This window comes from Enterobacter sp. 118C5 (assembly GCF_034107645.1).
GTDB classification, from domain to species: Bacteria; Pseudomonadota; Gammaproteobacteria; order Enterobacterales; family Enterobacteriaceae; genus Enterobacter; species Enterobacter nematophilus.
Window position 1 is genome coordinate 354,879 of the sequence record NZ_JAWNEU010000002.1, and the last position, 15,655, is coordinate 370,533.

17 protein-coding genes are annotated in these 15,655 nt (G+C 55.3%); 8 read left to right on the forward strand and 9 right to left on the reverse strand.

Translation table 11 applies throughout. The features are described from left to right. Positions 1-12 precede the first annotated feature (12 nt). Positions 13-1,875 (reverse strand): bifunctional glutathionylspermidine amidase/synthase, encoded by a 1,863-nt coding sequence (gene gss, locus UTO39_RS06930; RefSeq protein WP_320726802.1) that lies wholly within the window; start codon positions 1,873-1,875, stop codon positions 13-15. A gap of 183 nt (positions 1,876-2,058) precedes the next feature. Here gss and yghU point away from each other — a divergent pair, with 183 nt between their 5' ends. Beyond that, the gene (gene yghU, locus UTO39_RS06935) at positions 2,059-2,925 is read left to right on the forward strand and encodes a glutathione-dependent disulfide-bond oxidoreductase (RefSeq protein WP_061097075.1); all 867 of its coding nucleotides are present in this window, start codon (positions 2,059-2,061) and stop codon (positions 2,923-2,925) included. A 158-nt stretch (positions 2,926-3,083) separates the two neighbouring features. Beyond that, positions 3,084-3,416: a YMGG-like glycine zipper-containing protein gene (locus tag UTO39_RS06940; protein WP_061097074.1), complete on the forward strand. Its 333-nt coding sequence runs from the start codon at positions 3,084-3,086 to the stop codon at positions 3,414-3,416. A 46-nt stretch (positions 3,417-3,462) separates the two neighbouring features. Here the strand turns inward: UTO39_RS06940 and UTO39_RS06945 are convergent, their stop codons facing one another. The 3 genes from UTO39_RS06945 to UTO39_RS06955 form a co-directional block, all read right to left on the reverse strand. Then, positions 3,463-4,107: a LuxR C-terminal-related transcriptional regulator gene (locus UTO39_RS06945; RefSeq protein WP_320726803.1), complete on the reverse strand. Its 645-nt coding sequence runs from the start codon at positions 4,105-4,107 to the stop codon at positions 3,463-3,465. A gap of 7 nt (positions 4,108-4,114) precedes the next feature. Then, on the reverse strand, positions 4,115-4,717 hold the full coding sequence (locus UTO39_RS06950; protein WP_320726804.1) for a LuxR C-terminal-related transcriptional regulator: 603 nt from the start codon (positions 4,715-4,717) through the stop codon (positions 4,115-4,117). Positions 4,718-4,858: 141 nt separating this feature from the next. Next, positions 4,859-6,406 (reverse strand): methyl-accepting chemotaxis protein, encoded by a 1,548-nt coding sequence (locus tag UTO39_RS06955; RefSeq protein ID WP_320726805.1) that lies wholly within the window; start codon positions 6,404-6,406, stop codon positions 4,859-4,861. A gap of 257 nt (positions 6,407-6,663) precedes the next feature. Between UTO39_RS06955 and UTO39_RS06960 the strand changes: the two genes are divergently transcribed. Continuing rightward, the gene (locus tag UTO39_RS06960; protein ID WP_320726806.1) at positions 6,664-7,704 is read left to right on the forward strand and encodes an aldo/keto reductase; all 1,041 of its coding nucleotides are present in this window, start codon (positions 6,664-6,666) and stop codon (positions 7,702-7,704) included. A 76-nt stretch (positions 7,705-7,780) separates the two neighbouring features. Here the strand turns inward: UTO39_RS06960 and UTO39_RS06965 are convergent, their stop codons facing one another. Beyond that, positions 7,781-8,269, reverse strand: a complete 489-nt coding sequence (locus UTO39_RS06965) for a TIGR00645 family protein (RefSeq protein WP_006811956.1) — start codon at positions 8,267-8,269, stop codon at positions 7,781-7,783. 81 nt (positions 8,270-8,350) lie between these two features. Further along, the gene (locus UTO39_RS06970; protein WP_041908140.1) at positions 8,351-8,854 is read right to left on the reverse strand and encodes an ESA_00282 family adhesion-associated protein; all 504 of its coding nucleotides are present in this window, start codon (positions 8,852-8,854) and stop codon (positions 8,351-8,353) included. Between the two features lie 103 nt (positions 8,855-8,957). On the opposite strand from UTO39_RS06970, the gene UTO39_RS06975 reads away from it, so the two are divergent. After that, a complete protein-coding gene (locus tag UTO39_RS06975) occupies positions 8,958-9,362 on the forward strand; it encodes a hypothetical protein (RefSeq protein WP_014885230.1) in 405 nt (134 codons plus the stop codon). A 1-nt stretch (position 9,363) separates the two neighbouring features. After that, positions 9,364-9,813 (forward strand): hypothetical protein, encoded by a 450-nt coding sequence (locus UTO39_RS06980; RefSeq protein ID WP_061097069.1) that lies wholly within the window; start codon positions 9,364-9,366, stop codon positions 9,811-9,813. 42 nt (positions 9,814-9,855) lie between these two features. On the opposite strand, the gene exbD is transcribed toward UTO39_RS06980, so the two are convergent. Then, on the reverse strand, positions 9,856-10,281 hold the full coding sequence (gene exbD / locus UTO39_RS06985; RefSeq protein WP_032643392.1) for a TonB system transport protein ExbD: 426 nt from the start codon (positions 10,279-10,281) through the stop codon (positions 9,856-9,858). Between the two features lie 4 nt (positions 10,282-10,285). Further along, on the reverse strand, positions 10,286-11,017 hold the full coding sequence (exbB, locus tag UTO39_RS06990; RefSeq protein ID WP_116342042.1) for a tol-pal system-associated acyl-CoA thioesterase: 732 nt from the start codon (positions 11,015-11,017) through the stop codon (positions 10,286-10,288). A gap of 251 nt (positions 11,018-11,268) precedes the next feature. On the opposite strand from exbB, the gene metC reads away from it, so the two are divergent. Both metC and yghB read left to right on the forward strand, forming a co-directional pair. Then, entirely contained in the window at positions 11,269-12,456 is a 1,188-nt protein-coding gene (gene metC, locus UTO39_RS06995) for a cystathionine beta-lyase (protein WP_151414062.1), read from the forward strand. 143 nt (positions 12,457-12,599) lie between these two features. Continuing rightward, a complete protein-coding gene (yghB, locus tag UTO39_RS07000) occupies positions 12,600-13,259 on the forward strand; it encodes a DedA family general envelope maintenance protein YghB (protein WP_151414061.1) in 660 nt (219 codons plus the stop codon). A 45-nt stretch (positions 13,260-13,304) separates the two neighbouring features. Here the strand turns inward: yghB and UTO39_RS07005 are convergent, their stop codons facing one another. Then, a complete protein-coding gene (locus tag UTO39_RS07005; RefSeq protein WP_320726807.1) occupies positions 13,305-14,204 on the reverse strand; it encodes an AraC family transcriptional regulator in 900 nt (299 codons plus the stop codon). Positions 14,205-14,399: 195 nt separating this feature from the next. On the opposite strand from UTO39_RS07005, the gene yqhD reads away from it, so the two are divergent. Further along, positions 14,400-15,563 carry an alcohol dehydrogenase gene (gene yqhD / locus UTO39_RS07010; RefSeq protein ID WP_061097064.1) on the forward strand — a complete coding sequence of 388 codons (1,164 nt, stop codon included), beginning with the start codon at positions 14,400-14,402 and terminating at the stop codon, positions 15,561-15,563. The last annotated feature ends 92 nt before the right edge of the window (positions 15,564-15,655 follow it).

Genomic DNA, 15,655 nt, shown 5'->3' on the forward strand with positions numbered 1-15,655 from the left:
CGCAAATGGACGTTACTTATCCTTCAGTACAAGCAGCGGCTCGATATCGCTCTCTTTTTTCACCACCAGCGAATCGTCGCCGCGCAGGCAGGTCCCGCCGTAGTTTCCGCCCACGGTAAAGGTACAAACCTGAATGTACTTGCCGTCGACGTTCGGCAGGCACCACAGCTGCTGGTAGATATTTTTGCGGTCAACAAACTTGCCGCTGGATTTGTCCAGCAGTTCGTCCTGGGCGCTGATGAGATCGATATTACTGCCGCAGCGTCCGGCAATCGGTTTCACAGCATAGCCGGTCTGCTTCAGCAGGTCGTTAACCTCAAAATCGGTGTCGAGCAGGTAGCGGTGGTTCGGGAACAGCTGCCACAGCACCGGAAGAATCGCTTTGTTGCCGGGAATAACGGTCCACAGCGGTTCAAAGACCAGCACCTCCGGGCGCAGCAGGACGTCAATCAGGCGCACTTCACCCTCAGGATGCCCGGTGCGGATCGGCACGGCGGCGTATTCGGTTTCGCTCACCTCGCGGATCTGCTCTATCGCCGTCTCCCACGCCCAGGTTTTCCACACGCAGTTGACGTGGCGGCCTTCGTCGTCAATCAGCTGCCCGGCGGCATCCCAGCTCAGCGCCTCCAGACCGTGCAGGATTTTGGTCTCGAACCCGGCCTGCATCAGCGAGCGCTGAATAAAGAGGGCGTGGTAGTCCTCTTCGACGTCATTGTCCTGCATGATGTGCACGAAAGGCCGCGCGTGGCTGTGCTTCCATGCGCCGGTCAGCTCTTCCAGCAGCCCTTCTGCCGGGTTATGCCCGCTGCCGCGATAGCCGTTTTTCACCCACTCTTCAAGAATGAGCCCGCCTTCAGTGTGACAGGACGCGGAATCGGCGTTGTATTCGTAAACCTTAATGCCGCGCTCATCCATGCAGAAATCCATACGACCGGTGATCATGTGGTGGCGACGCCACTGCCAGGAGAGGCGCAGGCGCGGCCAGAGGATTTTCGGGATGTCGAACAGCGCCAGCAGGCTGTCGTCTTTCAGCACTTTGTCGGTGGCGTGGAGGTACATCAGGTGCAGTTCGTTGGTGGCCTTGATCAGCTCCTGCTCGGCGCTTTCGGTGATGGTGAAATACTGGCAGGGATCTTTGTTGATCACATGCCCGTTTGCCCGAATATACGCCTGCTGAAGCGCATCGTCCTCGTTAAGCCATTTCCCGTCGAACTGACGTTTGTTTTTCAGCCGCGCGCCGCGGATTTTCAGCAGTTCACCGTCCGGTTCAGGCTGGGGAATGCTGTGCTCCGTGTCGTCCGTCTGGATCATCCAGCCGAGAATTTCGGTATCGCTGAAGGTGTCATGAAGGGTGTAGCAGCCGTTCTCCACGGTCATGCGCAGCTCGCGCGTCCACTGCTGCCCGAGCGGCAGCGGGGAGTGAATGACGTTCTGCTCCGCAATACGCACCTTATCGTCCAGAAGCTGGGTGATAACCGCAACGTGGCCGGTCTCATGAAACTCGCCGCCCTTCTGCCAGATCAGCAGCGCCCCGGCGCGCGGCGCGCGCTTCGAGCCGTTGGCAAACGCCTGTAGCGGCAGAATGTTATCGTTCACCACCTGGCGTAAAAAGCGCAGGGAGAAGATCTCCCACGCCATACCGACGTCGGTAAACACGAAGCCATAGTTGAGGAACAGGAAACGGCGGGCAAACTCAACGCACTGCCACTTGTGGCCCATGTATTCGTTGCCAATATAGCTGCGGAAATCCGCGTCTTCCGGGTATTTTCGCGGATCCAGACTGCCGTAATTTGATGAGTAAATCGCCACGCCACCCGGCGCATAGCCTAACAACGTCCCGAATGGCGCATCACTGCTTAACTTTCCTTTACGCATGTATCCAACCTAAAACAGGCAGGCGGCAATTTTTTGAAGGGTTGTCGTCGTCTGCACGTTGTAATTAACCTGACAGAGGTGGGTTTATCATACACCTGCCCTGTCCATTACGCTCACATCGTTAAACGGTTCATTCATCTCCTGCTACACTGCCTCAACACAACACCGAAAAGGCAGGCCAACATGTCAGACAACACGTATCAGCCACCAAAAGTGTGGGAATGGAAAAAGAACGGCGGCGGCGCGTTCGCCAACATCAACCGCCCGATCTCCGGCGCGACGCACGAGAAAGATCTGCCCGTGGGTAACCACCCGCTACAGCTCTACTCTCTCGGGACACCGAACGGCCAGAAGGTCACCATCATGCTCGAAGAGCTGCTGGCGCTGGGCGTGACGGGCGCGGAATACGACGCGTGGTTGATCCGCATCGGCGAGGGCGATCAGTTCTCCAGCGGGTTTGTTGACGTAAACCCGAACTCGAAAATTCCGGCGCTGCGTGACTACTCTACAAACCCGCCAACGCGCGTATTTGAATCCGGCAGCATCCTGCTTTATCTGGCAGAAAAATTTGGTCACTTCCTGCCGAAAGATCCTGCTGGCCGCACCGAGACCCTGAACTGGCTGTTCTGGCTGCAGGGTGCGGCTCCGTTCCTCGGCGGCGGCTTTGGCCACTTCTACAACTACGCGCCGGTAAAAATCGAGTACGCGATTGACCGCTTCACCATGGAAGCCAAGCGCCTGTTTGACGTGCTGGATAAACAGCTGGCGCGCGGCCGCTACGTGGCGGGTGAGGAGTACACCATCGCGGATATGGCGATCTGGCCATGGTTCGGCTGCGTGGCGCTGGGCAGCGTCTATAACGCCGCCGAGTTCCTGGACGCGGAGAAGTACACCAACGTCCAGCGCTGGGCGAAGGACGTGGCGAACCGCCATGCGGTTAAGCGCGGTCGCATCGTTAACCGCACCAGCGGCGAGCTGAACGAGCAGCTCCACGAACGCCACGCGGCGAGCGACTTCGATACCAATACGGAAGACAAGCGTCAGGCGTAACGTTTCGCCGGGCGGAGCCCCGCCCGGCAATCAGGAACCTTGACCAGGGCATGATTAGCCTAAAGGTTGAGTGGCTATTGCTGGCACTATCTGGGCGTTTTTCTCGCCTCAGCGTGAGAAATGACGTATCAACTGACAGCAGTCACAAAGGATCTGTTATGAAACTTATTAAAACAACGCTGGTTATCAGCGCCCTCATGTTTTCCACCTCGGGAATGGCCATCGACAAAACCGCTGCCGGCGCGGTAGCAGGTGCCGCTATTGGCGCAGCCACGGGCAAAGATCTGAAATCAACCGTGGGCGGTGCCGTGGTTGGCGCAGGCACGGGGGCAATGTTCAAAAACGGCGAAAAAGGCAAAGACGCGCGTAAGGGCGGTGCCGTGGGTGCCGTCGTTGGCGCGGGCGCGGCTGCGGTGACGGGCAACAGCGTGCTGAAAGGTGCAGCCGTTGGCGCGGGCACGGGCGCGCTGATTGGTGAAGCGACCCACTGATTAACGGCGCCGGGCGGCAGTAAGTTACCCGGCGCTCCCACCTTCGCTATTTCTCTCCGGCTCTGACGCTCGCAAAACGTAGCTTATTTTTCAGCGAATCAATTTTTTGGCAAAGCTCAACGTCACTCCTTGCGCCAAGCTTTTTCATGATCCTGCGCTTATGGCTGCTGATCGTTTTTTCACTGCGAAACAAGCGCTTCGATATTTCTACGCCACTTAATCCATTGCCGAAATATTTCATGACCTGGTATTCAGAAGGAGTAAGCGCAATCTCATCTTCCGGATCGCGTTGCTGCCCGATACGCATCACCAAAGGGCTCAGGTATCGTTTGTTATGCATCGTCATTTCCAGGATGTCCCGCATGTCGAAAGTCATTTCATCGACACATAGCACAGAGCAGCAATGCGCCTTCTCAAGCTGTTCTATGAGGGTTTTCTGTAACGCGTTAACCAGCATTAACGTGGATCTTCGCTTTAATAAATCCAACACGGCAACCGGAAAATCATTAATCGTTTCGTGGCACGTGGCATCAATAACCAGAAGGTGTATCTCTTCCTTTTTGTTAAAAACATATGGAGAAAAACAGTACTCCCGGTGCGATTGATTGTGGACAATATTGTCCAGACATCCTCGTATACCTGACAGATAAATACGTGGGTGAGCAATATAGCGAATCTGAAATGTAAACATGGACGCCTCATTCATACCGTGAGATGAGCAGGGAGAGATGCAGCATTAAACGTCTCCATCCGAAGCCGTTCTCTATATTGAGCCGCAGTCGAGCATTACGCTTAAAAGTGAACACCGTTTTGTAGCTACACTTGCGGTGTGCCGCAATATCCCGGGCCTGCATGCCGCAGGCGTAATCCAGCAGTATATTAAGCTCTGATGCGGTAAGCCGCTCATCGCGACGTTGAGCGGTTACAGGCGCAGCAAGCTGTGCAAGCAGCTCGCTTTCAAGCTCAGCCTCGTCAAGGCAAACATCGGCACCTGCGCCCAACAACATCTTTGCCAGTAACGCATCCCGGGAGGACAAATAAACAAAAGAGGTCAAAAGCATTGCCCGGGGATAATGCAAAGTGCGGATAAAGCCAGGGAGCATATTTCCAAGGCCGCCGATACCTGCAAGGAGAATTTTTCTGGCATCGGTACGATCGTAAAGCGCTGCGGAAAGTTGTTCCAAAGACCAGCAGTGAACAATTTCACACTGTTGATCGCGTAAAAAGAGACATATCCCTTTTTGTACTAATGCCCGAGGCTCGAAAAGAATGACCCGGTTAACCGGGCGAATGCAGTCCATCGCAAATTTCCTGACTATGTTTTTTCGTACAGGATAATTCTCAGACGGATTTATTCAATTTGGATGAGGTACAATATTGGACATTGCGGTACCCACCAACGTCGACAATAAGGCCGCACGAAGCGGCCTTAGTAGGGAAGGTCAGGCAGTCAGGCGGAACTTCTGCACCGAGCGCTGAAGCTCTTCGGTCTGGCGCTCCAGCGCCGCGGCCGCCGCGGAAACCTCTTCAACCAGCGAGGCGTTCTGCTGGGTGACGCCGTCCATCTGAGTAATAGCAATCCCGACCTGCGAAATGCCCTTGCTTTGCTCCTCAGAGGCAGAAGCGATTTGCTTCATAATGGTCGTCACTTCCGTCACGTCGCGCAAAATCGCGTCCATGGTGGTGCCCGTGTCGCTCACCAGCTGCGCCCCCTGCTCGACGCGGGTAACGGAATCAGCGATCAGCCCTTCAATTTCTTTTGCCGCGTTGGCGCTGCGGCTTGCCAGGTTGCGGACTTCACCCGCCACCACGGCGAAACCACGCCCCTGCTCACCCGCGCGCGCCGCTTCTACGGCCGCATTGAGCGCCAGAATATTGGTCTGGAAGGCGATGCTGTTGATGACGTTGGTGATTTCAGCAATTTTCTTCGAGCTTTCAGAAATACCGCTCATGGTGGTAACCACCTCTTCCACCAGCGAGCCGCCGCGGCTGGCGGTGGTTGAGGCCACATCGGCAAGCTGGCTGGCCTGACGCGCGCTTTCCGCGTTCAGCTTCACGGTCGCGGTCAGCTGTTCCATGCTGGCAGCCGTCTCCTCCAGCGCGGCAGCCTGCTCTTCGGTACGGGAAGAGAGATCGTTGTTGCCGCTGGAGATCTCCGTCGCCCCGCGCCAGATATTTTCACTGCCGGAGCGGATGGTGCTGACGGCTTCACGCAGGCTATCCTGCATGGCGCTCAGCAGCGGCACCAGCTGTCCCACGCAGTTGCGGCCGAAAGGCGCAATGGGCTGGCTGAGATCGCCCTGGGCAATCTGGCGGAACTGCTGGCGAATACGCTCCAGCGGTTTGACCAGCATCGCCACCAGGTAGCGGTCGGTAAAGAGCAGGATCAGCAGGCCGATAATGGTGGCGACGATAATAACCGTGCGGGTCATGCTGGTCAGGCCGTCCACCACCACGCGGGTGCTGTCGAGCGTCTTCGCGGCGGCCTTGTTGAACTCCTCGGCGGCGGCACCGAACGCACGGCTCAGCGGCGGCGTAACGTTGTTGGCCTGCTGGCGGTAGCCGTCCAGGGTCGCCTGCTTCGCCTGCTCCATTTGCGGCGTCACGCCCCGATCGAGCAGCGCCTGCCAGGCCCCTATTACCTGCGCAGAGATCTGCTCATCCATTGGGCCAGGCGAGATCGCCTTCATCTCGGCCAGTTTCTTACCCATGTTGTCCAGCGCCTGTTGGGCAGAGGATAAATCCGGCGTGCCGCCAGCGGCTTTGACCTCCATGGCGCGGCTCAGGCGGGTGACAAAGCGGAAATACTGATCGTTGCCCTGGCTGAGCACCATCATCTGTTTGACCAGCTGGCGATCGACTTCATTACCGTCTGATACCCGTGAAAGGGACCAGGTGCTGTACAGCCCGACGCCCGCCCACATTAAACAAAAAATTCCGAGGATCGTCAGCATGACGAAACGGATCGTGAAATTACGGAGCATATTCATAAGTCTTCCTTGCCGTGAGGGTGAATTCGCCCAGAGGCGAGTGCTACTCTCGTTATCGGCAGGGTGCGGGGAAATTATAACCTTTTGTGATTATTTTTCGTTAGCGTGGCTTCACAGGTAGCACAGCCACGGTTAAGAATTCCCTTTCAACATCACAGGGTTTGGGCATGTCGTCGCTTATCCGGATGATTTATGATTTGATAAACACAGAATAAAAACGTTGTTTCGAAAATTCATTAAATAAGAAAGGAGACATCATGTCCTGGTACCCTGACGCTACCCGCTACGAGAATATGCAGTACCGCTACTGTGGCAAGAGCGGCCTGCGCCTGCCCGCGCTGTCGCTGGGCCTGTGGCATAGCTTCGGCCACGTTCAGCCCCTCGACTCCCAGCGCGCGCTGCTGCGTAAAGCCTTCGACCTTGGGATTACCCATTTCGATCTTGCCAACAACTACGGCCCGCCTGCGGGTAGCGCGGAAGAGAATTTTGGCCGCCTGCTGCGTGAGGACTTTGCCGGGTATCGCGACGAGCTGATTATCTCCACCAAAGCCGGTTACGACATGTGGCCAGGCCCGTACGGTTCAGGCGGCTCACGCAAGTATCTGCTCGCCAGTCTCGATCAGAGCCTGAAGCGCATGGGTCTGGAATACGTTGATATCTTCTACTCTCACCGCGTGGATGAAAATACGCCAATGGAAGAGACGGCCTCCGCGCTGGCTCACGCGGTTCAGAGTGGGAAAGCGCTGTACGTAGGCATTTCCTCCTACTCCACCGAGCGCACACAAAAAATGGCCGCGCTGCTGGACGAGTGGAAGATCCCGCTGCTGATCCACCAGCCGTCCTATAACCTGCTTAACCGCTGGGTCGATAAGACCGGCTTGCTGGACACGCTGGAAGCAAACGGCACGGGGTGTATCGCCTTTACCCCGCTGGCGCAGGGTCTGCTGACCGGAAAATACCTGAACGGTATTCCGGAAGGTTCACGCATGCAGCGCGAAGGGAACAAAGTGCGCGGCCTGACGCAGAAAATGCTGACCGAAGCTAACCTGAACAGTCTTCGCCTGCTCAATGAGATGGCGCAGGCGCGCGGGCAGACGATGGCGCAGATGGCGTTGAGCTGGCTGCTGAAAGATTCGCGCGTGACGTCAGTGCTGATTGGCGCGAGCCGCCCGGAACAGCTTGCTGAGAACGTTCGGGCGCTGGATAACCTGCGCTTTACGGAAGATGAACTGACGCGGATTGACCAGCACGTGGCGGATGGGGAACTGAATTTGTGGCAGGCGTCGTCGGATAAATAGTGCAGTCCGATGCTTTCGCCCTCACCCTAACCCTCTCCCCAGAGGGGAGAAGGCAGGGTGAGGGGGGATGTGTACCTTATTTCTTACTGATCTTATCCAGATACCCCATCACAAACGCCGACAGCACAAACGTCAGGTGGATAATCACATACCACATCAGCTTATTATCCGGGACGTTTTTCGCGTCCATAAACACGCGTAACAGGTGGATAGAGGAAATTGCCACTATAGATGCCGCAACTTTATTCTTCAGCGATGACGCATCCATTTTCCCGAGCCAGTTGAGCTTTTCTTTATGCTCGGCGATATCAAGCTGAGAGACGAAGTTCTCGTAACCGGAGAACATCACCATCACCAGTAAGCCGCCCACCAGCGTCATATCCACCAGCGACAGCAGAACCAGAATTAAATCGGCTTCCGCCACGGAGAAAATGTTAGGCAATACGTGGAAAATCTCCTGGAAGAACTTGATCGTCAGGGCGACCAGGGCCAGGGAAAGACCGAAATAGACGGGTGCGAGCAGCCAGCGAGAGGCATACATTGCGTTTTCAAAGAAGCGTTCCATAAAATCCTGTCTGCAAACGAAACCAGCGCTCAGTATATCTCAACGGCGCTGACTGTTTGCAAGAACTAACCAGTACGTCACTCAGACGTCGTCCGGGTTAACCTCAGGACGCGCATACTCCGGCCAGACCAGCACCACCAGCTCCGGGTAGGCTTCCAGGCTAAACTCGCGAAAACACTGGCGAAGGTTTAATACGTCCAGGTCGGAATACGAGACCTTCTCACCGTTAAGACAGCGCTTTTTGATGTTGTCGTAATATTTATAAACCGCTGAATTCAGATCGCTACAGCGACGCTGCGCCTCAAACAGACCGGGCGTGTCGTTAATTTCCGACATTTTCATGCGCTTAATTGTCGCATGTAAGAAATCGATATATTCATGATTCACCCGCCAGTACCAGACAGGCGTAACGGAGTTCATCAAAACAGAGAAATGATCTTCTCCTTCCTCTTTTGTCATCAGTTCAGGCTGTGGCGGTTCACTGGTGTCTTTCGACACTTTCGTTTTATTGAACTCCTGCATCAATAAAAGCACACCAGCGGTCAGTAATAGTAATGTGATGACCGTAAAAAAGATGCTGTTCATGGGTTGGCTCCATTTTTTTTGATTTTAAAATTGCCTCATGATATTGTCAACGAATCTCACGCCTTTACCAACCCCACCCTGTTGAAATTAAAGGAAATTAAAAATGCTGCCCGACTATCTCGTCCCGGCTAAGTACCACATTACGCCTGTGGAACAGCAACCGACGGAAGAAGAAAAAAAGGCCAGTTTCACTCAGGGGAAAAGAAAGCTCTCTGATTTCGAGCCTGATATATTAATTGGCGTTTCCCGCACTGGCAAATCCCGTAATATGCTGCTGGAAGAGCACGATCGCCATATAAAAGACCGCTTATTTCGGGCTATAAAAATTGAAGCTTTTGTCCACCTGCTGAATGACCTGCAGGCAGAAGGCGAAATAGATGCCCAGAAACTAAGTCAAATAATGGCCGAAAAAACGAAAGAAATAAATGAGGCCGGCAATGAAATTTGGCTTAATCTAATTACGCGAGAAAAAAACAACCCTATTTTTTATACCCTGGGGGAAGATTAACGTGAAAGAAGTTAAAGACAATGACGTTTATTTGACTTTAGATGATAAAAAAAGTGATGAATTTATCTTAAAGCAAAATATCGAGGCGCTGAGAAATGCAAAAAATGCCGAGATGACGCGTATTACACAAGACCTGGTATCGATTCCGGCAACGCTGGTGCGTCTGAAATGGCAGAATCGCCGCGAGATTTATCCGCTACAGGTCAAAGAAGAAATTTACGGCGCCGTGATGAACGCCATCATCGAACAGCTTCCGGAACTGAAAGAGAAACTGCTGGGACGTCTTGAGGCTAACTATCAGTATCTGCTTGCCAGAGAAGTCGCCACCCTGCGCCTGACGCGCAAACTGTCAGCCGGTGAGTACCGTACGTCCAACGTCACCTGCGTTGCGCTCGATGAAGACGCGCTGGCAGCCCCCTCTTCCGCACCGACGGACAACAAAAGCGCATAAACCGACAGGCATAAAAAAAGCCGGCTTTCGCCAGCTTCTTTATCACTTCGAGGCCGCTTTTTCTTCCCCGACCAGCCCAATCTTCAGATAACCCGCCTGATGCAGCGTGTCCATTACCTTCATCATGGTTTCGTAGTCGACGGTTTTGTCCGCCCGGAAGAAGACGGTAGTGTCCTTCTTGCCGCCGGTAAGCTGATCCAGCGCCGGAATAACGGAAGCATCCGTTACCGGGTCGTTCCCCAGGAACATGGATTTATCCGCTTTCACCGACAGATAGATTGGCTTTTCCGGACGCGGCTGCGGCTGGCTGGAGGAGGCAGGCAGATTCACCTTCACGTCGACCGTCGCCAGGGGGGCTGCCACCATAAAGATAATCAGCAGCACCAGCATGACGTCGATAAACGGCGTCACGTTGATTTCGTGCATTTCGCCGTTATCGTCCAGATTTTCGTTTAGACGCATTGCCATACAATCAACCTACGCGCAGTTTAGACGCCGCATGCACCGGCTTCACGGCGCTGGCATTCAGGTCGAGATCGCGGCTTTGCAGCAGCAGAACCTGGGCGGCAACGTCGCCGAGCGTGGCTTTGTAGCTGCCAATCATACGCGCGAAAATGTTGTAGATAACCACCGCCGGAATTGCCGCGACCAGACCGATTGCCGTCGCCAGCAGCGCTTCCGCGATACCCGGCGCAACTACCGCCAGGTTGGTGGTCTGGGTCTGGGCAATGCCGATAAAGCTGTTCATGATGCCCCAGACCGTACCGAAAAGACCGATGAACGGTGAAATCGCGCCGATGGTCGCCAGATACCCATTGCCGCGCCCCATGTGTCGGCCAACGGCCGCAACGCGACGCTCCAGACGGAAACCGGTACGCTCTTTAATGCCTTCATTATCTTCACTGCCGGCGGAGAGTTCCAGCTCGTTCTGAGCTTCATTCACTAACAGGGTGGTCAGGCTTTTCGCGTGGAAGGATGAGGTCATCTCAGAAGCCTGATCCAGAGAGCGGGCTTCAGCCAGCTGCTGCTGTTCCCGCTTGAGGCGACGCTTCTGCGAAAGCAGCTCGGCGCTTTTGCTGAAGAAGATAGCCCAGGTGACAACGGACGCCAGAATCAGGCCGATCATCACAATCTTAACCACGATGTCAGCATGATGATACATGCCCCAAACGGAGAGATCCGTCTGCATCAAATTATTACCCACTCTGTATCTCCAGGACGCAAATCACAAAATCTGAACGTAATAATATCAAAAAGTCGTCGAATTGATAGTCGTTCTCATTAGTATTTACATGGTGCCGTAATTTTCGCTCAGTTTCCTTGCGCTTACGCAGTAAAAATTTCTTATGCGCTTTTTTGCTAATATTTTCTGCTTATTCGATAAGCATGCGGGTGCAGTTTTTTACAATCGTGGTAGTCTGGACGTCCAGACGTATAAAAACAGGGTTAGCGAACATGACGAAGAAGCATCTTGATACCACGCTGGTGCAGGCGGGACGCAGCAAGAAATACACTCAGGGATCGGTCAACAGCGTGATTCAACGCGCCTCCTCGCTGGTGTTTGATACCGTTGAGGAGAAGAAAATCGCCACGCGTAACCGCGCAAAAGGCGGGCTGTTCTACGGTCGTCGCGGCACGCTAACCCATTTTTCACTCCAGGAAGCGATGTGCGAGCTGGAAGGCGGCGCGGGCTGCGCGCTGTTCCCGTGCGGGGCGGCAGCGGTTGCCAACACTATTCTGGCATTCGTGGAACAGGGCGACCATATCCTGATGACCAACACCGCCTATGAACCCAGCCAGGATTTCTGCACCAAAATTCTCAGCAAGCTCGGCGTGACCACCGGCTGGTTTGACCCGCTGATTGGTGAAGGCATTGCTGAACTTATCCAGCCAAACACGCGCATTGTGTTCCTGGAATCTCCCGGCTCCATCACCATGGAAGTGCACGACGTTCCGGCTATCGTGAAGGCCGTGCGCAGCAAAGCGCCAGAAGCCATCATCATGATCGATAACACCTGGGCGGCAGGCGTGCTGTTTAAGGCGCTGGAATTCGACATTGATATCTCGATTCAGGCGGCAACCAAATACCTGATTGGCCACTCTGACGGGATGATTGGCACCGCGGTTTCCAACGCGCGCTGCTGGGACCAGCTGCGGGAAAATGCCTACCTGATGGGCCAGATGGTGGATGCAGACACGGCGTACATGACCAGCCGAGGCATCCGCACGCTGGGGGTTCGCCTGCGTCAGCATCATGAAAGCAGCCTGAAAATTGCTGAATGGCTGGCGCAGCATCCGCAGGTTGAGCGCGTGAACCATCCGGCGCTTCCGGGTAGTAAAGGCCACGAATTCTGGCAACGTGACTTTACGGGCAGCAGCGGGCTGTTCTCGTTTGTGCTTAAAAAACGGCTGAGTAATGAAGAGCTGGCAAGCTATCTGGATAATTTTACCCTCTTCAGCATGGCCTACTCCTGGGGCGGTTTTGAATCCCTGATCCTGCCGAATCAGCCGGAGCAGATCGCGGCCCTGCGCCCCGGCGGTGAAGTGGACTTCAGCGGCACCCTCATTAGATTGCATATCGGTTTAGAAAATGTGGACGATTTAATTGCGGATTTATCTGCAGGGTTTGAACGTATCGTGTAGAGTGCGGGCTGAAAATTTACTCCCCGGACGCTTTTGTGAACACTGCAAGCAGAAAAGTCTGCATGAGTTGCGCCTGCGATCAATCCCGACAGGTGAAATTGGGAGTACAATAGCGTTATCTCTGCTGTTCCACAGGAAAGTCCATGGCTGTTATTCAAGATATTATCGCGGCGCTCTGGCAACATGATTTTGCCGCCCTGGCGGATCCCCACGTTGTAGGCGTCGTCTATTTCGTGATGTTCGCGACGCTGTTTCTGGAAAATGGATTACTGCCAGCCTCGTTTTTACCCGGTGACAGTTTGCTTTTGCTTGCCGGGGCGTTGATCGGCAAAGGCGTCATGGACTTTACGCCCACGATGGTTATCCTCACCTCTGCCGCCAGCCTGGGCTGCTGGCTGAGCTATCTGCAGGGCCGCTGGCTGGGTAACACGCGCGTGGTGAAAGGCTGGCTGGCGCAGTTACCCCATAAATACCATCAGCGCGCGACCTGTATGTTTGACCGACACGGCCTGCTAGCGCTGCTGGCCGGGCGTTTCCTGGCGTTTGTTCGCACCCTTCTGCCCACCATGGCGGGTATTTCCGGGCTGTCTAACCGCCGCTTTCAGTTCTTCAACTGGCTGAGCGGCCTGCTGTGGGTCGGTGTCGTGACCACGTTAGGCTACGCGCTGAATATGATCCCGTTTGTGAAACATCACGAAGATCAGGTGATGACCTTCCTGATGGTGCTGCCGATCTTCCTGCTGGTTGCTGGCCTGGTAGGGACTATTGCGGTGGTGATTAAGAAAAAGTATTGCAGTGCATAACCCCCTCATCCTGACCCTCTCCCCACAGGGGAGAGGGAAAAAAGCCTAAGCTCCCTGCATGGTTCGAATGCGTGATGCATCTTCTCCCGGCGTGACGCCGAAATAGCGCTTAAACTCCCGACTGAACTGCGACGCGCTCTCATACCCGACGCGCATGGCCGCCGCGCTGGCCTTCATGCCGTCGTGGATCATCAGCATCCGCGCCTTATGCAGGCGGTAGGTTTTGAGGTACTGCAGCGGCGAGGTGCTGGTCACCGACTTAAAGTTATGGTGAAACGCCGAAACGCTCATGTTCGCTTCCGCCGCCAGCTGGTCAACGCTGAGGTTCTCCGTGTACTGGCTTTCGATACGCTTGAGCACGCGGCTGATCAGGCTGAAGTGGGTCTGTCGGCTCACCAGCGCCAGCAGCGCCCCGCCGCCCGGCCCCAGCAGCACGTGGTAAAGAATTTCGCGGATAATCTGCTTGCCCAGAATACGCGCGTCCAGCGGCCTTTCCATCACGTCCAGCAGGCGCTCAATGGCGCAGAGGATCTCTTCGGACAGCGTCGCCGAGTTAATCCCGCTGGAGGCCATCGACGGCTGGAAAAGCTCGTCTTCGCCAATCTCCATCAGCAGCTCCTGCAGCTGAAGAATATCAACGTTGACGCGAATACCCGCCAGCGGGACCGCCTCTGTCGCGAAGGTTTCACATTCGAAGGGTAAAGGTACCGTCAGGAGCAAATATTCATTGGTGTCGTAGCGGAACACGCGCTCGTTGATATAGCCAATCTTATGGCCTGAAAAGAGAAAAACGATGCCCGGCTGGTACATCACCGGCGTACGCGTGCCGGGCTGCGTGCCGTAGAGCAGGCGAATGTCCGGCAGCAGGTCGCTGGCATTATTTTCTTTATCTATCAGTCTTTTAATCTGCGCCGTGAGCTGATGGCAGATTGCTTCGCGGTTCATTTTACGTTACTCCGGGTACGGTTTCCGACCCTCACAGTCTGCGCATTTTTACGAAGTTTCTCCAGCGCTCTGTAGAAATGGGCAAGACATCGGCAGGAATGTGCATTGAGAGCCTGGCCCCGGACGGCCACAATGAGCAGCATCAGGTAGCCATCAGCGCCACCACGGTTTTTCACCCACTAAAGGGAACGAGCAATGAACAACTTTAATCTTCACACCCCAACCCGCATTCTGTTTGGTAAAGACGCCATCGCCGACCTGCGCGCGCAGATCCCTGCTGACGCCCGCGTGCTGATCGCCTACGGCGGCGGCAGCGTGAAAAAAACCGGCGTGCTGGACCAAGTTTACAGCGCCCTGGACGGACTGGACGTGCGTGAGTTCGGCGGCATTGAGCCAAACCCGTCTTACGAAACGCTGATGAACGCGGTGAAAATCGCCCGCGAAGAAAACATCACCTTCCTGCTGGCGGTCGGCGGCGGCTCCGTGCTGGACGGCACTAAGTTCATCGCGGCGGCAGCACACTACGCTGACGGCATTGACCCGTGGCATATTCTGGAAACCCGCGGCAGCGACATTAAAAGCGCAATCCCGATGGGCTCCGTGCTGACCCTGCCGGCCACCGGCTCTGAATCCAATAAGGGCGCGGTGATCTCCCGCAAAACCACCGGCGACAAGCAGGCCTTTATGAACGAACACGTTCAGCCTGTGTTCGCTATTCTGGATCCGGTGTACACCTACACCCTGCCCGCGCGCCAGGTCGCGAACGGCGTGGTCGACGCCTTTGTTCATACCGTTGAGCAATACGTGACCTACCCGGTAAATGCCAAAATTCAGGATCGCTTCGCGGAAGGTATTCTGCTGACGCTGATTGAAGACGGCCCGAAAGCGCTGAAAGAGCCGGAAAACTACGACGTGCGTGCCAACGTCATGTGGGCCGCGACGCAGGCGCTGAACGGCCTGATCGGCGCTGGCGTGCCGCAGGACTGGGCAACCCATATGCTGGGCCACGAGCTGACGGCGATGCACGGCCTCGATCACGCTCAGACGCTGGCCGTTGTGCTGCCTGCCCTGTGGAACGAAAAACGGGATACCAAGCGCGCCAAACTGCTGCAGTACGCCGAGCGCGTGTGGAACATCACCGAGGGTTCTGACGATGCGCGTATTGATGCCGCCATTGAAGCAACCCGTAACTTCTTTGAAAGCCTGGGGGTGCCAACGCGTCTTTCCGGCTACGGCCTGGACGGCAGCTCCATCCCTGCCCTGCTGGCAAAACTCGAAGAGCACGGCATGACCCAGCTGGGCGAGCACGGCGACATTACGCTTGACGTGAGCCGTCGTATCTACGAAGCGGCACGCTAAGCGTTTTTGTCTCGCGACTTTCGTTTTTTGACATTTCGTCCAGACTTAATGCACACCCCATCGTCGGAGTCCCCCTCCGACGATGCGCACCT

Bases quoted from the DNA above. Each gene is read 5' to 3' on its own strand.
- UTO39_RS06970 (WP_041908140.1), bottom strand. From the start codon at position 8,854: ATGAACAGCATCTTTTTTACGGTCATCACATTACTATTACTGACCGCT.
- yghB (WP_151414061.1), top strand. From the start codon at position 12,600: ATGGCTGTTATTCAAGATATTATCGCGGCGCTCTGGCAACATGATTTT.
- UTO39_RS06955 (WP_320726805.1), bottom strand. From the start codon at position 6,406: ATGAATATGCTCCGTAATTTCACGATCCGTTTCGTCATGCTGACGATC.
- gss (WP_320726802.1), bottom strand. From the start codon at position 1,875: ATGCGTAAAGGAAAGTTAAGCAGTGATGCGCCATTCGGGACGTTGTTA.
- UTO39_RS06940 (WP_061097074.1), top strand. From the start codon at position 3,084: ATGAAACTTATTAAAACAACGCTGGTTATCAGCGCCCTCATGTTTTCC.
- UTO39_RS06945 (WP_320726803.1), bottom strand. From the start codon at position 4,107: ATGTTTACATTTCAGATTCGCTATATTGCTCACCCACGTATTTATCTG.
- UTO39_RS07005 (WP_320726807.1), bottom strand. From the start codon at position 14,204: ATGAACCGCGAAGCAATCTGCCATCAGCTCACGGCGCAGATTAAAAGA.
- yqhD (WP_061097064.1), top strand. From the start codon at position 14,400: ATGAACAACTTTAATCTTCACACCCCAACCCGCATTCTGTTTGGTAAA.
- yghU (WP_061097075.1), top strand. From the start codon at position 2,059: ATGTCAGACAACACGTATCAGCCACCAAAAGTGTGGGAATGGAAAAAG.
- UTO39_RS06950 (WP_320726804.1), bottom strand. From the start codon at position 4,717: ATGGACTGCATTCGCCCGGTTAACCGGGTCATTCTTTTCGAGCCTCGG.
- UTO39_RS06975 (WP_014885230.1), top strand. From the start codon at position 8,958: ATGCTGCCCGACTATCTCGTCCCGGCTAAGTACCACATTACGCCTGTG.
- exbD (WP_032643392.1), bottom strand. From the start codon at position 10,281: ATGGCAATGCGTCTAAACGAAAATCTGGACGATAACGGCGAAATGCAC.
- metC (WP_151414062.1), top strand. From the start codon at position 11,269: ATGACGAAGAAGCATCTTGATACCACGCTGGTGCAGGCGGGACGCAGC.
- UTO39_RS06965 (WP_006811956.1), bottom strand. From the start codon at position 8,269: ATGGAACGCTTCTTTGAAAACGCAATGTATGCCTCTCGCTGGCTGCTC.
- UTO39_RS06960 (WP_320726806.1), top strand. From the start codon at position 6,664: ATGTCCTGGTACCCTGACGCTACCCGCTACGAGAATATGCAGTACCGC.